We start from the raw sequence: 17860 nt of genomic DNA on the forward strand, positions 1-17860 counted from the left end.
ACAGACTCAGGCGCTGATCTTCTCCATCAAAGCCTGAGTGATTTTTTGAGGCAGGAACGGCGTGATATCGCCACCGTGGCGGGCCACTTCCTTCACCAGAGATGATGAAATAAACGACCACTCTTTTGATGGCATCATAAATACGCTTTCCAGCGTCGGCAGCAAATGCCGGTTCATGTTTGCCAGCTGCATCTCATATTCAAAGTCAGACACCGCACGCAAGCCACGCACCAGCACATTCGCGCCCTGCGCTTTGGCAAAGTTCGCCATCAGATCGCTAAAGCCAATCACCTCAACATTTTTCAGATGAGAAGTGACCTGCGTGGCCAGCGCTACACGTTCATCCAGAGTAAACATCGGTTTTTTGCTCGGGCTGGCGGCAATCGCCAGAATGACGTGATCGAACATCAGCGCAGCACGCGTCACGATATCCAGATGTCCGTTAGTCAGCGGGTCGAAAGTGCCGGGATAAATTGCCTTAGTGCTCATACAGGCTCACTTTTGCAGTTGATGGCTGAGCGCCCACAGGGCGGCATATTTATTGAAAGTATACTGTGCATTGACGCCCGCCAGGATCAAACCCTGTTTTCCATCCAGAAAACCCGCCCGCAGGACCCAGGTTTTGATGAATGCGCCTGACGTGTGTGAAATGACAGAGAAAAAGCTGCAACGGCGGCCTTGCTGGTGGCGCTGACGGGCCCATGCTTCGGCATAGCTGAGCTGTTTGCGCTGGAAAGCAAATAAATCCCGACAAGTCAGGTGCAGCAAATCGCCTTGCAAAGGGATAACGGCGGCATTGCCCGTGTTCAGCGATTCATGAACCAAATCGTCGTTATAGCGGAAGGCTGAAGGATATAAGCGGTTGACGCGATCGGGATACCAGCCGCTGTGGCGCATAAATTTTCCGAGGAATAAATTACTGCGGCCGAGACTGTAAACCGTATTTTCCTGAGGATTATTCAGAACGTTTTCAACCGACTGACGCAATTCCGGGGAAACCCGTTCGTCCGCGTCGATCATCAAAATGTAATCGCCGGTCGCATAGCTTTGCGCTAACTGGCGCTGCCTGCCAAAACCGGGCCATTGCACGTTGGTGAACACTTTCGCGCCGAACTGACGGGCAACGTCCGGTGTGGCATCTTCACTGCCTGAATCAAGCAGGATGATTTCATCTGCCCAGGCCACAGACTCGAGGCATTCGGGCAGCAGATCTGCTTCATTGCGTGCAATCAGCACGACGGATAAACGTTTTTTATCGGCCATTAATGACCCCGCACAGGCAGATAAGGCTCCAGCAAATGCAGCAGGCGTTGCAGCGCGCCCTGATTTTGATGCAAAACTTCTACCGCGTGGCGCCCGTAATACAGACGATAATCTTCATCTGTCAGCAGCGTGGAGATTTCTTTGACCAGCGACGGCGTATCCGTCACGGTGATCAACCCATCGTCCTGCGCGAGCTTGGCGCAGATATCTTTGAAATTAAACGTATGCGGACCCATCAGGACAGGAATGGCGTGTGCTGCGGCTTCCAGAGGATTATGGCCTCCGCGATCGACCAGGCTGCCGCCAACAAACGCCAGATCGGCAATTCCGTACAGCAGCATTAACTCACCCATCGTATCGCCGATCACGACCTGCGTTCCCGACGAAGGCACTTCTCCCGTACTGCGCTGCGTGAAGGTCAGACCTGCTTTGCGCGTCAGTTCACAGGCAACCGGGAAACGTTCCGGATGGCGCGGCACAAGGATCAGCAGCAGTGTCGGGTGAGCTTTCAGCAATTCTTTATGCGCTTCCAGCAGGAGGGTTTCTTCCCCTTCATGCGTACTGGTCGCAATCCACACCTGTCGGCGTGATGCCCACTGACTGCGCAGCGCGATGGCTTTCGCGGCAAGCTCCGGCGTCACGGAAATATCAAATTTCAGGCTACCGGTAACCGCGAGCTGATTGCGTTTTAATCCCAGCGAAAGGAAGCGGTCGCCATCTTCCTGATTTTGAGCGGCAATCAGCGTGATACGTTGCAAGATAGTGCGGATGAATTTGCCCAGCTTTTTGTAGCCTTTGGCCGAGCGTTCGGAAAGGCGCGCGTTAGCAATCACTAAAGGTATTTTACGGCGATGCAGGGCGCTGATGAGATTTGGCCAAAGCTCGGTTTCCATAATGATAACCAGCTTCGGGTTCACCTCATTGAGAAAACGGTTCAGCGATCCTGGCAGATCATAAGGAAGATAAACGTGATGAACACCGGCGCCAAAAGCGGACTGAACACGCTCGGAACCCGTTGGTGTCATCGTGGTCACCGTGATCGGCAAAGAAGGATAACGATGACGCAGGGCACGGACTAAAGGAATTGCCGCCAGTGTTTCGCCCACGGAGACTGAATGCAGCATGATGCCGCCAGAAACCACCTTCCCTTTGCAGAAGCCATAACGTTCAGCCCAGCGTTTACGGTATGCCGGTGACTTCCGGCCACGTACCAGTAAACGGATCCAGATAAGAGGCTGGATGAGGTATAGAAGAACTGTATACAGCGTTTGCAACATAATATCCGTGAAGTCTCGAGTAGGGTTGGAATTCTAAGTTTTTAGCCAAATCAAAGCTAATACTTTTAACGCCAGAGGCAGGGGGCTCGCGCATCAGGATGCGGTTACCGACCGTTACGGGATCTATCCACTGATTAATTTTCGCAATTTGAAATACCGACGCCCCAGCCGCCAGCGGAGGCGAAAAGTATTGGCGTTTCGCCACATCAGGTTCCAGACACCTAGCTGGAAAATTTCCTCAACCAGTTTTTTCTTCAATGCCGGGTCTTTTATTTTGTCGACAGTATGAAGAATGCCCAGACCTTCTTTTGCTATTTGCCATTTACACGCTGGAATTTTAGCGACTTTCTCCGGATACCGATGATTAATATCATCCAGCATACGAAGAATCTTCATGTAATGATGTGCAGAGCGGACTTCGGTTGCGTCACCGTCTGTTTTATGTGAAACCGAATTCGAATGAATTAAATAATCGTAGAAAATATCACTGGTATATTGAACACGTTCTGCCGCCAGCAGAATCTCAGTCGTCCATGGAATATCCTGATGTCTGAGCCCTGGCTCGAAAGAAAAGTGATGACGTTTAATAAAATCATGATTGTAGATGTTCAGCCAGGTCACATGCAGAAACTTGCGGGAGTTGAGCGCCTGTTTCAGCCAGACGTCACCCGAAATCACGCCTGTCGAAGATAAACGTTCTGGCGGGAAGATTATTTTGTTTTTTTCACTATTTTCATAAACATAGCGCCCGTTGCAGGTTGCTACATCCAGCGAGTTCTTATCAGCCATCTCCAGCAGTTTCTGATACATACCAGGATGAATATTGTCATCGATGTCCGGAAATGCCAGATACTGGCCCGTGGCTTGCGACAAACCGTGATTACGTGCGGTAGAAACGCCCTGATTTTCAATTGTGAATACCTTGAACGCCTCAAAAGATTCCCGATAGGATTCAATAAGTTCTGCACTTTTATCCGTTGAACCGTCGTTAACAATAATCATCTCAAAATCGGTTAATGCCTGCTGGATGATATTGTCGAAAAACTGGGCGAGAAATTTCTCCCCGTTATAAACGGCAACGATAATACTCAGTGAAGGGATCTGCAGCATAATTATCCTGGAATAGACGTAGAGCAGCGGGTGCTCAGAATGAATTCTTATTTAGCTCTCAGCATTTTTTGCCAGCGAGCAATATTGTTCGCAAATAGGTTCAATGCCAAAGCCTGATAACGTTTCCTGATTGATTTCCGGGGGATTCTGGTAAATATCCACCATCACTTTGGCTAAATCATGGCTGTTCAGCTGAGCCAGCCCGCGGGCAAGTTCACCTTGCAGGATTTCAGCCGGGCCGCCCGGGCAACGTGTGCTGACGACCGGGGTGCCCAGAAGTAGGGCTTCAACTAATACATTCCCAAACCCTTCGCTGTCCGAACTCAGCACCAGCATTGCTGCATTTCGAATGAAAGGATAAGGGTTAGGCCTGAATCCGGGAAACAGAACCTTGTCTTCCACGCCGAGATCCTGAGCTAATGTTTTCAGCTTTTCGGTTTTCGCCTCTGACCCCTGGCCCAGCAGAACCAGAGGGAGTTCGATATGGCTTTCAGCATAAGCCTGAATGAGCCGGTCGTGGCGCTTATTCTCATGAAAACGACCTACATGAATCAGGTACGATCCCGGAGAAAACTCACATTGTTGAGCTGCTGCCAGCCTGATTGCTTCAATATCGAACGGGTTGTAGATCACCTTAAGCTGCGAGGGACGGAGTTTGAAATGGGCTAAATCATCTGCCACAGCCTGTGAAACGGTCACGAGATTCCGGTTCTGATAAACCCTTTTGATCTTGAGTTTCTTCAGCCAGCGGCTTAGGCCAGTCCGGTGCCCCAGATAAGACGCTGAGAACATCCCGTGTAAACAAAACCAGACTTTATGGCGGGGGAGGCATTTGCTGCGGGAAACGATACGATCAGTTTTGTGCAGGTTTGATAATACCAAATCGAACTCATCGCTGGATTGTACGGCCTGATCAAGCAACCGGGCACGTCGTGTAAGCTCAGTGATTTTACGCCACGGCGCGCGGCATTTATCTTTGATCACCCGGTAGTTCAGACCTTCCGGCAGCGGATACTCACAAACGTCTCTTAATGAAAATAGCGAAACACGGTGTCCGGCGCGCAGGAAGCCTTCAGCTAATGTCAAAACAACCTTCTCAGCACCGCCGCCAGGCAAACCATCAATAACAATCAGAATATTTATCATCGGTTCAGAAGCTCTTTATAGAGGTTAAGAAGCTGCTCTGAAAGGCGCTGAGGCGTATTGTTCATGACCGTTTCCCGTGAGTTTAGAGACTCGCGAGAATCTACCACATTAGACGGCAGAGCCATAATCGCTTGCTGCAGGTCGTTGATATCCAGCGCATCACAAACGAATCCGTTTCTTCCATTTTCTATAAACTCGGCACCACCACAAGTTGGGGTAGTGATCACGGGGAGGCCACAGGCCATGGCTTCGAGAATCACGTTGGGGAATGGATCGTATAGTGTAGGAAGAAGCAATCCATCAGCCATTTGATAGAACGGCAGCGTATTTTGCTGAACGCCAAAGAAATGCACCCGATCTTTGCAGCCGGTTGCAGCCGCTAATTCGCGGTACCGTGGCTCATTTTTATCTTTGCCGACTACCAGAAGATGTCGCGACGTTCCTGAAATGGCTTTGATTGCCGCGTCCAGGCCTTTGCGCTCAAAGCCCGAGCCAACGTAAATCATGCAAGTTGCATTTGCCGGCACACCATATTGCTGGCGTAACTGAGCACGCAGTGGGGTTGTAGCGGGTATGAAATGTTGGTTATTTACAGAATTATAAATGACGTGAATTTTTTCTGCTGGCACAGAAAACCGCTCAATGATTTCTTTTTTAACCATTTCGGCATTACAGATGACCGCTTTCAGCTCTGACGCGGCATACATATCCTTTTCTGCTTGCATGACGTAACGGTGAAACCGGTCGGTGAAAAGTCTTTTCGCTTTGTGCTGAGGCAACAATCGCGAACGCTCTTCCAGCCATCTGACATGAACGCCATCACCGGCCCGGTATAAATCGCAGCCTGGTATTCGTTCGTGGCTTTGCACTAAATCGAAGTTCTCTTTTTGCCAGATTTGCCGGGCCGCATTGGCAAAACCACGTTCCCTGCTTACACGACCAAATTTCCAGGGATTGCACAGATGCACATTCCAGTCGGGGTTTATGTCACCCTGCCATTCGCGGGTGATGACATTAAGCTCGATATTTTGGGTTTCAAGTGCTTCCAGCGCCCGGGAAACAAACCGTTCGGCGCCTCCGTCAGGGCGGTATTTCTGGCGGACTAAAGCAAGCCGGAATGCTTTCATGCTAATAATCTCCTGGCCGCATCAGTCACGACGTTTACGGGAATGGCATTCAGATAACGTTCTGATGTGTTGGTATCGATATTGTCCGGATCAGGAAGTGGCCCGAAATCACCGGCCCAAATCACTTCACCTATGGCTTCCCACGGGCGCCAGAAAACCAGTTTTGACGGGCCAAACAGAGCGACGAGCGGAGTTTTCAAAGCCGCCGCCATATGCATCGGGACAGAATCCACGCCGATAAATAGCGCGGCACCATCAATCAAGGCGGCAAGCTGGGGCAACGTTAATTTGCCCGCCAGAGAAATCACATTGATCTGCGGACAAAGTTTCAGGATACGATCGACCATGGCGAGCTCGTGTTTGTCCGGCCCGGAAGTGACAATCAGGGGATAGCCTTCAGCGCGCAATTGCGTGAGCATGGCGGCCATCTTTTCTTCTGACCAGCATTTGAAGAACCATCGAGAGGTAGGCTGCACGACAATATAACGGCCAGAAACCTGATTCTGCTGTAATAAATGCTGTACCTTTTCACTGTCTTCCTGAGCATAACTCATCGTGGCTTCCGGTTTTATCGACGGAAGCTGAAGGGGTTCCAGAAGGGAGAGATTTTGTTCAACGGTATGAAGTGCATGATGGTTTCTTGTACTGACCAGTTGGGTGTGGCAAAAACGCCAAAATGCACCCTGACGCTTTGGAAAATTAAATCCCAGGCGGACAGACGCGCCGGTGAGTCGGGTTGCGATGGCACTTCGCCACTGATCGCTTAAGTTGAGCGTCAGATCATAATGGCGGGACATGACCTGTTTCATTAAATGAATTTCATGAGCCATATGGGACCACACTCCGAGCTTTTTCCAGGTGCGGTCGATGCAATGCAAGTAATGAATGGAAGGATTTGCTGCGAGCATATCCCGGGTTTCCTGGTATATCAGCATATCAATTTCAGCGTCAGGATAACGCGCCTTCAATGCATTGACGACCGGGGTCGTCAGCAACATATCGCCGTGATGACGTAGTTTGATGATAAGGATACGCTTGATAGAGGAATCCGGATTTTGTGCTTGAGCAGTCGTCATAATTCATCACTGTTTAGGAATCAAAGTACGATTCTAAAGTACACTGAAGCCTCAGGCTACACCCAACACGGTTCTTGCGTTGAGGGTGAAAATCCCAAAAAATAGAAACAATCCAATAAATTGTTGTCATAGCGGTATGTTTGCATGGGCATGCCCGCGTAACCGTCATCCTGTACGTTTGATTAATAAGATAAAATTAGGCCAGTTCAATGAAAAAACCCGCATTTATCATCACCATAGATACCGAGGGTGACAATCTTTGGCAAAATCATGAGCGCATTTCCACTGAGAACACCCGCTTTCTGCCGCGATTCCAGAGCCTTTGCGAAAAGTATGCCTTTAAGCCCGTTTATCTGACGAATTATGAAATGGCGCAGGATGCTGCTTATGTGGAGTTTGCCAGTGATGTGATCCGGCGGGGGCAGGGCGAAGTTGGCATGCATTTGCATGCCTGGAATAGCCCTCCACTTGTCGCGCTGACCGATGATGACTGGCGACACAAGCCTTATCTGATCGAATTCCCTAAAGACCAAATCAAGGCCAAAGTGGCATTTATGACGCAACTGCTGGAAGACAATTTCCAGACCAAAATGCTCAGCCATCGCGCGGGTCGTTGGGCGTTTAATGAGTGTTATGCGTCGCTGCTGGTTGAGCAGGGATATCTTGTTGATTGTTCGGTGACGCCGCATGTGAACTGGTCATCTTCACCGGGTAACCCTGAAGGGGCGGGCGGAACGGATTACAGCCGTTTCCCGAAAGAGGCTTATTTCATTGACCTCAATGATATTGCAAAAGCGGGCAACTCTCCTCTTCTTGAAGTCCCGATGAGTATTCAGCTTAAGCACTCGGGAATGCTCAATCATATTAAGAGCGGCTACGATAAACTTCGCGGAAAGAACCGTTCACCCTCTACGCTCTGGTTGCGCCCATCCGGTGGCAATGTTGAGAATATGAAAAAGGTTGCTGAACAGTCTCTGAAGCAGGGCTCCGACTATATCGAGTTCATGCTGCACTCTTCAGAGTTCATGCCTGGCGGAAGCCCGACGTTTAAAAACGAACAAGACATTGAAAGACTCTACGACGATTTGGAAAAGCTGTTTAGCTGGATAAGCGAACGGGCACAGGGGATGACTCTGGCAGAATATTATCAACGGAAGATGAACTAAAATGTCGCAGAAAAGAATGAAAATATTTTGGATTAATCTTTTCTTACATTGTTATGTAAAGATTAAACCTACACTGAAAAGCCGCAAGTCATTCTCGTCAGAAGAGAATTTTAAAAGTATTGCCATTTACTCGACTACGGCGTTGGGCGATTTAATGTTCAATACGCCCGCCATTCGTGCGATAAGACAACGTTATCCGGATGCGTTTATTACACTGGTCTCCAGTGAAAAAAATAAAACCCTCGTCGAGGGAAGTCTTTTTTTTGACCGGATAGTGTATTGGGATGAGAAAGTAAAACACGTCAAAAAACTGGTCAAACAACTTAAAGAGCAGCCTCCTCAATTAACGGTAGTCTTACACTCAAAAGCGCCCTACGACATTCTTAGTGCAGTGATGTCCGGCTCCCAATATATCGTCAAGGATATATACGGCGGTAAGAATATTGGGATGGAAAAGTGGCTTGTCAACGAAGGATCGTTTTTAAGCTGCCATCTGATTCAACGAAAATTGAATATGTGCAGTTTGTTAGGTTGCGATGTATCCAATAATGAAATGGTTATTCCAGTTGATTTCCCGCATCTTAATAAAGAAGCCGGAAAGAAAATTATTGGTTTTCAGATGGGCGCCTCTGAACCAATAAGATGCTGGCCGATATCAAAGTTTTCTGAGCTTGCGAAACTACTTTTCCAATTGGGGCCGGAGTATGAAGTTGTGCTGATTGGGACAAAAAAAGAACTGGCCTATGAAAAATTCTTCCTGAATTCATTATCGGAAGATGAAGCAAAAAGGGTGACCAGCTCTATCGGAAAAACCGATCTGAAGCAATTGATGGGCATTATAGAAAACATGGATTTACTCGTTACCGGAGATACCGGACCGCTTCATCTTGCCGTCGCGCTGAAAACTAAAACTGTCAGCCTTTTCGTGACAGCAAATCCTGACCATACAGGGCCTTATCAGGATATGGAATTGCACCAGATCATGCGTGTTTCTACAGATATTAAAAATCTGGCGGCAGATATAAAGATACAGCCTTTAGCTATCATTAATGCTGAGGATGTTCTGGAAAGAATCGAATTATTGTTACCGCGCTGATGGTGAGAGCAAGGGAATAGACATTTCTCCCTTGCTCTATTTCGTCATTTATTATTGGGCTTTCTTTATTTCTCCGGCCAGCAAGACACCTATCGGGAACCAGAATAAGTACCAGGTTTCGCTGGGATTACCGAGGTTAAACATTCCCTGAGAAAGATAAAAAATCAGCATAAAAATGAAGATTGCCGCTTCAAAGCGCCTGTCTTCTTTTATGTAGCCAAACGCCCTGCGAGCGACATAACCAAGCAGAAGCAGAAGTGAAACTAAGCCTGCTAACCCACCTTTCAGCATGGCGCCCAGATACAAACTATGTGTCGTTGTGATGTGCTCGCCGCTGTAATTAATGAAATTCAGACTCTTATCAAAACCGTAACCGAAAACTATGTCAGGAGAGATCACCTCAAAAGTATGTCGCCAGATACTGAGACGTAAGTAAACCTGCGATGATAGCTCCTGAAAACGTTCAATGACCATCTCAGTAATGCCAATATATGACATGGCTGTGATGACAACGACCAGTGCGATGGCAGCAATTAAAACGTTTTTCCTGGAAAGGATTTTATAGTGCGACGTTACGATCAGAGAGATCAGAAGAGCAATAAAGGGCCCGCGGCTTTGAGTGAGTAATAATGCGATAAAAAGTATAGATGCTGTGATGATAAACACAGGTTTCTTACTCTCTTTGAACGCCAGCAAAGACAGAATTATCCCGATTGAAAAGTATCCACCGACATCGATGACATTACTCGGTCCGGGAGATATTGGGCTCATCAGTCGGTTGGTCAGTAAGTTTTGATAATCAATAACAATTAAGAAGAGCGCTAAAGCAACAAATCCGAAAATTATCGCTGTCAGAGCAATCTCTCTTTTCTCGCTGCTTAATATTTTCGCGACCATGGCGACAAAGATCAGAATGTATAAACTGTGTGTTAACGCTGACTCAAGGTTTGACGGGATGTCTCCCCAAAGGGTGCTCAGTGAAAAATACAAAAGATAGATTGAGCAAAAAAACAGCCCATAAAGCATTTGTTTTTTATGCAGAAGGCTATCGCGAAATGTTTTGTTTCTGAAAATTAGGAAAAGGAAAGCTATTCCCGATAAATGGAAGAGGTTTGTCGATCTTGTATAGCCGCAAAAAATTGCACTGAAGAAAAGAAACAATGTAAAAAATAAATAATAAAGATGCTCTGCATTAATTCTTCTTAAAAAATGCATCATTATATGAAACCTTTTCAAAAATGTAGTCTGGAATAGCACTATTGACTGAAAGATTAACAACTCTTATTTTCTTATCTTTAAGTAATAAGCTGGCATGTTCAAATGCAGGTAAAACAAGGCTTGTAAAAATACCTTCAAGGTTCGTGGGTTGTTTTTCGCTCTGGCTTTCATAAAACCGGGGCTTATCAAAGTTGTTCATATCCAGGCCTGCGATAAACAATTCTGTAAAACCAAGATACACGGAAATCTGCAATGCCCAGTAAATCACAGTACCGGCATCAAAAATTCCCTGCCGGATATCCGTTGAAAAACCGATATCTGCACGGGTCTGAGTAAACGCAACAAAGTTTTCTTTTATATAAAAATCTTTAAGTTCACGAGGTTTGAGTGCGGGCTGGTAAATTTTACAGGCAGCATCTTCGATAAGCGCTAATGTGCACTGAATACTTTTTAATCCGAAGCGATCAACGATTCTGGCTATGCCATGCGCCGTCGTAAATAAGGTTAAACTGCGAGCAGCGACAATGTTAGCCACGATTTCGGGCTTTTTATCAAAGAATCCCATGTCTACGATAACGTAAAACGAGAATTCAAAAAATAGGCTCAGTGACCATGATCCGTTAACGCCAAAAGCGGGAACCGGGAGAGGGGGTTGGGTAAAATCAATTTCTCTCACGGAAGGCCCGGTGGCAGTCAGCATTACCGGCCCGGAAAACTTTCCTTTTAATGAGGAAAGATCAGCTATGGGTACTGACTGGCCGCGGTATTCGAGTTTATTTATTTCCCCCGAACGCGCTCTGCCGATTTTCATATAGGGCCATAAATTTTCATTGTGCCTGTATGACCGCGGGTGCGTATATCGGTAAATCTGTTTGAAAAAAGATCCCACGATTAACCGGCCTCCTTATCGAGCAGTGTTTTTACCTGTTCAGGAAGAATGTCCGCAATTTGATTCCCGGATAGCGGGCGGCAAATAAACTGATTCTTCCCATATCCCCCGATCAGCCCGGGATCTGTCGGGCCGTAAAGCGTGATATTTGGGCGATCAAGTGCGGCAGTCAAATGACTCAGGCCGGTATCGACTGAAACGACAGCCTTTGCCCCTGCCAACACTTCAGCCACATTTTGCAGGCTTAATTTTGGTAGTACTTCAACAAAGGGGAAACCTTCTGCAAGTCGCAGCGCACGCTGATATTCGTGTTCTGCGCCCCACGGCAGTTTGATACGGATATTCTGCGTACTGAACAGGCCAATCAGTTCACGCCAGTGCTCTTCAGGCCAGTGTTTATCAGCGCGAGTGGTAGCGTGAAGGAAAACCAGATACTGGCCAGCATCTTCCGGTGGATGTGAAAGGAAGCGTGCGGCGATGGCATAGTCGCCCTGAATCGCCGGCTTATCATAGCCCAGGCTTTTTGCAAAAAGCTCACGGGTGCGTTCTACAGCATGCTGTTTTTTATCGATCTCGTGACGCTGATTGTAAAACCAGCTGGCAAAAGGCTCGCGGGCACTTTTGCAATCCTGACCGTGCTTTTCGCCTTTTGCGACACGGGTAATCAGTGCCGCGCTTTTGATCAGGCCTTGTGCGTCAATGACGGCATCGTAAGTCCGTGACTGCACTTCACGTTTGAAATCACAACGTTGCTGGCGGGTTTCAGAACCAAACCAGTTTTTGCGCCACCGCCGGATGGCTACCGGGATAACGCGATCTACCGCCGGATGCCAGCCGGGAATTTGCGTGAAACCTTCCTCCACGACCCAGTCAAACTGGATCCCGGGGATAGCCTGCATGGCATCCGTCAGTGCCGGGAGAGTATGCAGAACGTCACCCATTGACGATGTTTTGACGATGAGAACCCGCATTACTGCTCCTTCCCTGAATTCAGTAACTGACTTAATTCCTGATAAACCTGTTCTGGCTGAATATCGATCAGACTCTGGTGGTAGCCTTCTTCGGCATCGCCTTTGCGGACTTTATGATAGCCGGTGATGAGGCGGATAACTTTGGCCTGATGGCTGAGCGGCGGAGTGAAATCCGGGCTACTCGGCCCGTACAGGGCAACCAGCGGTTTATCCAGCGCGGCCGCAACGTGCATTAGCCCTGAGTCATTGCTGACGACGGCCTGACAGGCGGAAATCATTACAACCGCCTGATCCAGCGACGTTTTACCCGCCAGGTTCAGGCAGAAAGGCTGCGCGCTTTCCGTTAGTGACTGGCGGATTTGTTCTCCCGCCGGGTGGTCTTTCGCAGAACCAAAGAGCACCACCTGCTGTCCTTCGCCAATCAGTTTTTCGGCAAGAGCAGCGTAATGATAGTGCGGCCAGCGCTTTGCCGGGCCAAATTCTGCTCCCGGACAAAAGCCCACAAACGGCCTGTTATCGCTGATGGCAAAGGAGATTTTAACCGCCGCCACTTCCGCTTCTGAAACCTGTAATTTTGGCCAGAGAATTGGCTGCGGCAGGTCGGCAGCGGTGCGGATTTGTTGCGCGTCGTAGCCGAGCGCGGCATAGCGCTGAACCATCAGAGGAAAGGCGGCTTTATCGAGAACACGCAGGTCATTGAGCAGACCATAACGCATTTCGCCACGCCAGCCGGTACGCTGAGGAATGCGGGCAAAGAACGGAACCAGCGCTGATTTGAACGAGTTAGGCAGCACGAAGGCGCGCTGATATTGTTCGCCACGAAGCGAAATGCCCAGACGGCGCCGCTCACCGAGTTCCAGAGCACCGTGGCCTAACGGCATCGGCAGAGCCTGACGCACTTCCGGCATCCGGTCGAGTAAAGGACGGCACCATGCAGGTGCCATCACGTCGATTTGCGCTTGCGGATGCGCCGCTTTCAGCGTGCGGTAGAGACTTTGTGACATCATCATGTCACCGACCCACGACGGCCCAATTACCAGTATTTTCATACCGTTAATCCATTCCTCAATCAGCGGACTTATACTGTGCGGTTAAGCCAGCTCATGTATTCCGTTACGCCTTCAGCAACCGTTTTGAACGGTTTGTCGTAACCGGCGTTACGCAGCGCGGTCATATCGGCCTGTGTAAAGGACTGATAACGGCCTTTCAGTTTTTCCGGGAAAGGAATGTATTCGATATCGCCAGATTTGTGGTAAGCAACGACGGCATCTGCAACGGCCTGGAACGATTCTGAACGGCCCGTCCCGCAGTTGAAAATACCGGAAACGCCGTTCTGCCAGAACCACAGGTTCACGGCGGCTACGTCACCCACGTAAATGAAATCGCGTTTGAACCCTTCGCTGCCTGAGAACAATTTCGGATTTTCACCGGCTTTGATCTGATTGTTCAGGTGGAACGCTACGCTGGCCATGCTGCCTTTATGGCCTTCACGCGGTCCGTAGACGTTGAAGTAACGGAAACCACAAATTTGTGAATCCGCATGAGGCAGGATCTCGCGAACATATTGGTCAAACAGGAACTTGGAGTAGCCGTAGATGTTCAGCGGTTGTTCATATTTACGGTCTTCTACAAAGCTGGTGCTCTGGCTGCCGTAAGTGGCGGCTGAAGAGGCGTAAAGGAAAGGAATGCTACGATCCAGACAATAATGCAGGATATCTTTGGAATACTGATAGTTGTTATCCATCATGTATTTGCCGTCCCACTCGGTGGTGGAAGAGCAGGCGCCTTCATGGAAGATGGCATCGATATCACCCAGATCGTCGCCGGCAACGATGCTGGCAATGAAATCTTCTTTGTCGCAGTAATCCGCGATATCCAGATCAACCAGATTGACGAATTTCGTGCCGTCTTTCAGGTTGTCTACCACCAAAATATCGCGGTATCCCATATCATTGAGCGATTTAATAATATTGCTGCCGATAAAACCAGCGCCGCCAGTGACGATTATCATGGGATTCACCTTTAATCTTTAGAAGAGCCACGCACCATGCGCAGCTTATACATTGGGTAATATCATAACACTTCATTATGAAGCTCACATTGGGAAGGTGTCCTATAACACGCATTCTTGTGTTTCAGGCGGTAAGGCGTGAACTATGCTGCAAAACGAAGATATTGTGAGCGGTTCCATCGTTATTTCGCAGTCAGGTTAGTAAGGTATTCCGTGAATGAGCCATTTCAGGAGAATACTGTATGTCTGTTTCGTTTTATCGCCAGTTAGAAGATCAGCTTGACCAGGCGCGTGCCGAAGGGCTGTTTAAAGAAGAACGCATTCTGACCACGCCTCAGCAGTCCGAAGTATCCGTCGCGGGCGGCAAGCCGGTCATCAATTTTTGTGCGAATAACTACCTCGGGCTGGCAAACCATCCGGAATTAATTCAGGCCGCAAAGGCGGGGCTCGACAGCCACGGTTTTGGCATGGCATCGGTACGTTTCATTTGCGGAACGCAAGATACTCATAAAGAACTCGAACATCGCTTGGCAGATTTTCTGGGGATGGACGACGCCATTTTGTATTCCTCCTGCTTTGATGCCAACGGCGGATTATTCGAAACACTGCTGACCGAAGAAGACGCCATTATTTCTGATGCACTGAATCACGCGTCAATTATTGATGGAGTTCGTCTTTGCAAAGCGAAACGTTACCGCTATGCCAATAATAATATGGCCGAACTTGAAGCGTGTCTGGAGCAGGCGAAAAAGGACGGCGCACGCCATATTCTTGTGGCGACAGACGGCGTGTTTTCGATGGATGGCGTCATTGCCAATCTGAAAGGCGTTTGCGATCTGGCGGAGCGTTTCGATGCGCTGGTCATGGTAGATGATTCCCATGCCGTTGGTTTTGTTGGCGCGGAAGGGCGCGGAACGCACGAATATTGCGACGTCATGGGCCGCGTGGATATCATCACCGGAACGCTCGGCAAAGCGCTGGGCGGCGCGTCCGGCGGATATACCGCCGCGCGTCAGGAAGTGATCGACTGGTTACGTCAGCGCTCCCGTCCTTATCTTTTTTCAAACTCTTTGGCTCCTTCGATTGTCTCCGCTTCCCTGAAAGTCCTGTCGATGCTGGAAGCCGGCAGCGAGCTGCGTGAAAAGCTGCTGAGCAATGCAAAACTCTTCCGTGAAAAAATGACCGCTGCCGGTTTCACGCTGGCCGGGGCCGATCACGCCATTATTCCCGTGATGCTCGGCGAAGCGCGGCTGGCACAGGAATTTGCCGCGCTGCTTCAGCAGGAAGGTATCTACGTCACCGGCTTCTTCTATCCCGTGGTGCCAAAAGGGCAGGCGCGTATCCGTACACAAATGTCGGCCGCGCACAGCACGGAACAAATCGAAAAGGCGGTCAGCGCCTTCACCCAAATTGGCAAAAAACTTGGCGTGATCGCCTGAGGAGTGTCTGTGAAAGCCTTAGCAAAACTGAAACGTGAAGAAGGCATCTGGATGACCGATGCGCCGGTGCCGGAGCTGGGACATAACGATTTGCTGATCAAAATCCGTAAAACTGCCATCTGCGGTACGGATGTTCACATTTACAACTGGGATGCGTGGTCGCAAAAAACTATTCCGGTACCGATGGTGGTCGGGCATGAATATGTCGGCGAAGTCGTGGGGATTGGTCAGGAAGTGAAAGGTTTTAGCCTTGGCGACCGGGTTTCAGGTGAAGGGCACATTACCTGTGGTCATTGCCGCAACTGCCGCGGTGGCCGCACGCATTTATGCCGAAATGCACAAGGTGTGGGCGTTAACCGTCCAGGCGCTTTTGCGGAATATCTGGTTCTGCCTGCCTTTAATGCTTTTAAAATCCCGGACAATATTTCCGACGATCTGGCGGCTATTTTCGACCCTCTAGGCAACGCTGTGCATACCGCATTGTCGTTTGATCTGGTCGGGGAAGATGTCCTGATCAGCGGTGCAGGCCCGATTGGCATTATGGCGGCGGCGATTTGCAAACATGTGGGCGCCCGCCATGTGGTGATCACGGACATGAATGAATATCGTCTGGAGCTGGCCCGTAAAATGGGCGTAACCCGCGCGGTTAATGTCAGCCAGCAAAGTTTGCAGGACGTCATGGAAGAGCTTGGCATGACCGAAGGTTTTGACGTGGGACTCGAAATGTCCGGCGCTCCGGCGGCGTTTCGCAGCATGCTCAATGCTATGAATCACGGCGGCCGTATTGCGATGCTGGGTATTCCTTCAACCGAAATGGCTATCGACTGGAATCAGGTCATCTTCAAGGGGTTGTTCATCAAAGGGATTTATGGCCGGGAAATGTTTGAAACCTGGTACAAAATGGCGGCGCTGATCCAGTCAGGTTTAGACCTAACACCGCTGATTACGCATCATTTCCCGATCGATGATTTCCAGAAGGGTTTCGATGCAATGCGATCCGGCCACTCAGGGAAAGTGATTTTGGACTGGTAGTGTGGGTTGGTCGTACTGATGTGCAGGGCCTCTTGTGTCAAAGAGGCCCTTAAGTATTATTTTTGAGGCGCAATAGTTGGTTCTGCTACCACTGGTGCTGAGGTGGTTCTGTCAACAAATCCGACCCAAACCCCATATTGCCGTTCTGCGAACTGAATGGCTGGAAGCGATTGCAGGCTTTCTCCTACGACGGTAAACAGGCTGCCGGCATAAACTGGCGGTACAGGATGTTTGGTCCGGCACTGGCTGATGCCTTTTCGTGATGGTTTGGCAGGCGGGATATTTACCGGTTTGCCCGAAGGCGCGCTGCGTTGGGCTTCATCCAGCAAATCACTTGGGCGCACCAGCACAATATCTGACGGTAAATTTGGCAGCATTTGTTGCAGCACTTTTACCGTCGTCGGGTGCGGGTGGCCGATGGCGATCGCATAACCATTTTTGCGGGCTAACTGAATTGCGCGCTCGAACTGGCGGCGGATTTCGGCTTCATTCTGCACATCATCTAAAAAGACATTGCGCTTGATGACTTTCACGCGGGTGCCCTGAGCGGCTTTGACCGACTGAGTATTGCCGATCGTCATGCTGTCGAGGAAGAACAGGTTATGGGCGTTCATGGCCTGCATGACGTTTTCCATGCCAGACAGGCTGGAGGTCATGGCGCTGCCCATATGGTTATTGATGCCGATGGCGTAAGGGATATTACTGATAGCCTGATCGACAATGCGCTTCACTTCAGCTGCACTCATGGACGGCGTCAGCGTATTTTTTTCCAGCGGTTGCTTACTCAGCGGCGCCATCGGCAGGTGGATCAGGATTTCACGTCCCTGCTGATGGGCCTTGTTCATCATCATCTGCGAATCTGGCGCATTGGGGAAAATCGCTACGGATACCGCTTTTGGCATCTGAAGTACCTGGTTTTCCTCATGCTGGCGATAACCAAAGTCATCTATCAGGATGGATAGCTTCGCTGCCTGAACCTGACAAACGAATAACGCAGTACCACAAAGGGCAGCTAAAACGGACTTTTTATATCGCAATG

General features: G+C 49.3%; 17 protein-coding genes. 4 read left to right on the forward strand and 13 right to left on the reverse strand.

The genetic code is table 11. The features are described from left to right. Positions 1-6: 6 nt before the first annotated feature. The 7 genes from coaD to rfaQ form a co-directional block, all read right to left on the reverse strand. Positions 7-489 carry a pantetheine-phosphate adenylyltransferase gene (gene coaD, locus KWG64_RS21945; protein WP_101079926.1) on the reverse strand — a complete coding sequence of 161 codons (483 nt, stop codon included), beginning with the start codon at positions 487-489 and terminating at the stop codon, positions 7-9. Positions 490-495: 6 nt separating this feature from the next. Beyond that, complete coding sequence (locus KWG64_RS21950) at positions 496-1263, reverse strand: glycosyltransferase family 2 protein (RefSeq protein WP_218523122.1); 768 nt, start codon at positions 1261-1263, stop codon at positions 496-498. Next, complete coding sequence (waaA, locus tag KWG64_RS21955; RefSeq protein WP_218523153.1) at positions 1263-2537, reverse strand: lipid IV(A) 3-deoxy-D-manno-octulosonic acid transferase; 1275 nt, start codon at positions 2535-2537, stop codon at positions 1263-1265. Before waaA ends, KWG64_RS21950 begins: the two co-directional genes overlap by 1 nt. Positions 2538-2663: 126 nt before the next feature. Next, entirely contained in the window at positions 2664-3650 is a 987-nt protein-coding gene (locus KWG64_RS21960; RefSeq protein WP_218523123.1) for a glycosyltransferase, read from the reverse strand. Between the two features lie 51 nt (positions 3651-3701). Then, positions 3702-4793: a glycosyltransferase gene (locus KWG64_RS21965; RefSeq protein ID WP_218523154.1), complete on the reverse strand. Its 1092-nt coding sequence runs from the start codon at positions 4791-4793 to the stop codon at positions 3702-3704. After that, complete coding sequence (locus KWG64_RS21970) at positions 4793-5923, reverse strand: glycosyltransferase family 4 protein (RefSeq protein ID WP_218523124.1); 1131 nt, start codon at positions 5921-5923, stop codon at positions 4793-4795. The genes KWG64_RS21965 and KWG64_RS21970 overlap by 1 nt, the downstream gene beginning before the upstream one ends. Next, a complete protein-coding gene (gene rfaQ, locus KWG64_RS21975; RefSeq protein WP_370628747.1) occupies positions 5920-7002 on the reverse strand; it encodes a putative lipopolysaccharide heptosyltransferase III in 1083 nt (360 codons plus the stop codon). Before rfaQ ends, KWG64_RS21970 begins: the two co-directional genes overlap by 4 nt. A 206-nt stretch (positions 7003-7208) precedes the next feature. Between rfaQ and KWG64_RS21980 the strand changes: the two genes are divergently transcribed. Both KWG64_RS21980 and KWG64_RS21985 read left to right on the forward strand, forming a co-directional pair. Next, positions 7209-8165, forward strand: coding sequence for a polysaccharide deacetylase family protein (locus tag KWG64_RS21980; RefSeq protein WP_218523126.1), 957 nt, complete (start codon positions 7209-7211; stop codon positions 8163-8165). Position 8166: 1 nt separating this feature from the next. Then, positions 8167-9261 (forward strand): glycosyltransferase family 9 protein, encoded by a 1095-nt coding sequence (locus KWG64_RS21985; protein ID WP_255562262.1) that lies wholly within the window; start codon positions 8167-8169, stop codon positions 9259-9261. A 51-nt stretch (positions 9262-9312) separates the two neighbouring features. Here the strand turns inward: KWG64_RS21985 and KWG64_RS21990 are convergent, their stop codons facing one another. Genes KWG64_RS21990 through rfaD form a run of 5 tightly spaced genes read right to left on the reverse strand, consistent with a single transcriptional unit; the run spans position 9313 to position 14350 of the window. Continuing rightward, a complete protein-coding gene (locus KWG64_RS21990) occupies positions 9313-10479 on the reverse strand; it encodes an O-antigen ligase family protein (RefSeq protein WP_255562263.1) in 1167 nt (388 codons plus the stop codon). Beyond that, the gene (locus KWG64_RS21995) at positions 10454-11368 is read right to left on the reverse strand and encodes a sugar glycosyltransferase (RefSeq protein WP_218523127.1); all 915 of its coding nucleotides are present in this window, start codon (positions 11366-11368) and stop codon (positions 10454-10456) included. Before KWG64_RS21995 ends, KWG64_RS21990 begins: the two co-directional genes overlap by 26 nt. A 2-nt stretch (positions 11369-11370) precedes the next feature. Continuing rightward, positions 11371-12339, reverse strand: a complete 969-nt coding sequence (gene rfaC, locus KWG64_RS22000) for a lipopolysaccharide heptosyltransferase RfaC (RefSeq protein ID WP_218523128.1) — start codon at positions 12337-12339, stop codon at positions 11371-11373. Beyond that, a complete protein-coding gene (gene rfaF, locus KWG64_RS22005) occupies positions 12339-13388 on the reverse strand; it encodes an ADP-heptose--LPS heptosyltransferase RfaF (RefSeq protein ID WP_218523129.1) in 1050 nt (349 codons plus the stop codon). The genes rfaC and rfaF overlap by 1 nt, the downstream gene beginning before the upstream one ends. Before the next feature lie 29 nt (positions 13389-13417). Beyond that, entirely contained in the window at positions 13418-14350 is a 933-nt protein-coding gene (gene rfaD, locus KWG64_RS22010) for an ADP-glyceromanno-heptose 6-epimerase (RefSeq protein ID WP_218523130.1), read from the reverse strand. A gap of 242 nt (positions 14351-14592) precedes the next feature. Between rfaD and kbl the strand changes: the two genes are divergently transcribed. Together kbl and tdh are read left to right on the forward strand one after the other, a co-directional pair. Next, positions 14593-15789, forward strand: a complete 1197-nt coding sequence (gene kbl / locus KWG64_RS22015) for a glycine C-acetyltransferase (RefSeq protein ID WP_218523131.1) — start codon at positions 14593-14595, stop codon at positions 15787-15789. 9 nt (positions 15790-15798) lie between these two features. Continuing rightward, positions 15799-16821 (forward strand): L-threonine 3-dehydrogenase, encoded by a 1023-nt coding sequence (tdh, locus tag KWG64_RS22020; RefSeq protein ID WP_195816136.1) that lies wholly within the window; start codon positions 15799-15801, stop codon positions 16819-16821. 56 nt (positions 16822-16877) lie between these two features. Here tdh and KWG64_RS22025 read toward each other — a convergent pair whose 3' ends face one another. Continuing rightward, a complete protein-coding gene (locus tag KWG64_RS22025; RefSeq protein WP_218523132.1) occupies positions 16878-17858 on the reverse strand; it encodes a divergent polysaccharide deacetylase family protein in 981 nt (326 codons plus the stop codon). Between the last annotated feature and the right edge of the window lie 2 nt (positions 17859-17860).

The organism is Rahnella sp. PD12R (assembly GCF_019200965.1).
GTDB classification, from domain to species: Bacteria; Pseudomonadota; Gammaproteobacteria; order Enterobacterales; family Enterobacteriaceae; genus Rahnella; species Rahnella laticis.

Coding starts and splice junctions, on each gene's coding strand:
- rfaD (WP_218523130.1), bottom strand. CDS start 14,350: ATGATAATCGTCACTGGCGGCGCTGGTTTTATCGGCAGCAATATTATT.
- KWG64_RS21970 (WP_218523124.1), bottom strand. CDS start 5,923: ATGAAAGCATTCCGGCTTGCTTTAGTCCGCCAGAAATACCGCCCTGAC.
- rfaC (WP_218523128.1), bottom strand. CDS start 12,339: ATGCGGGTTCTCATCGTCAAAACATCGTCAATGGGTGACGTTCTGCAT.
- rfaF (WP_218523129.1), bottom strand. CDS start 13,388: ATGAAAATACTGGTAATTGGGCCGTCGTGGGTCGGTGACATGATGATG.
- KWG64_RS21990 (WP_255562263.1), bottom strand. CDS start 10,479: ATGATGCATTTTTTAAGAAGAATTAATGCAGAGCATCTTTATTATTTA.
- KWG64_RS21950 (WP_218523122.1), bottom strand. CDS start 1,263: ATGGCCGATAAAAAACGTTTATCCGTCGTGCTGATTGCACGCAATGAA.
- coaD (WP_101079926.1), bottom strand. CDS start 489: ATGAGCACTAAGGCAATTTATCCCGGCACTTTCGACCCGCTGACTAAC.
- KWG64_RS21980 (WP_218523126.1), top strand. CDS start 7,209: ATGAAAAAACCCGCATTTATCATCACCATAGATACCGAGGGTGACAAT.
- kbl (WP_218523131.1), top strand. CDS start 14,593: ATGTCTGTTTCGTTTTATCGCCAGTTAGAAGATCAGCTTGACCAGGCG.
- KWG64_RS21960 (WP_218523123.1), bottom strand. CDS start 3,650: ATGCTGCAGATCCCTTCACTGAGTATTATCGTTGCCGTTTATAACGGG.
- KWG64_RS21985 (WP_255562262.1), top strand. CDS start 8,167: ATGTCGCAGAAAAGAATGAAAATATTTTGGATTAATCTTTTCTTACAT.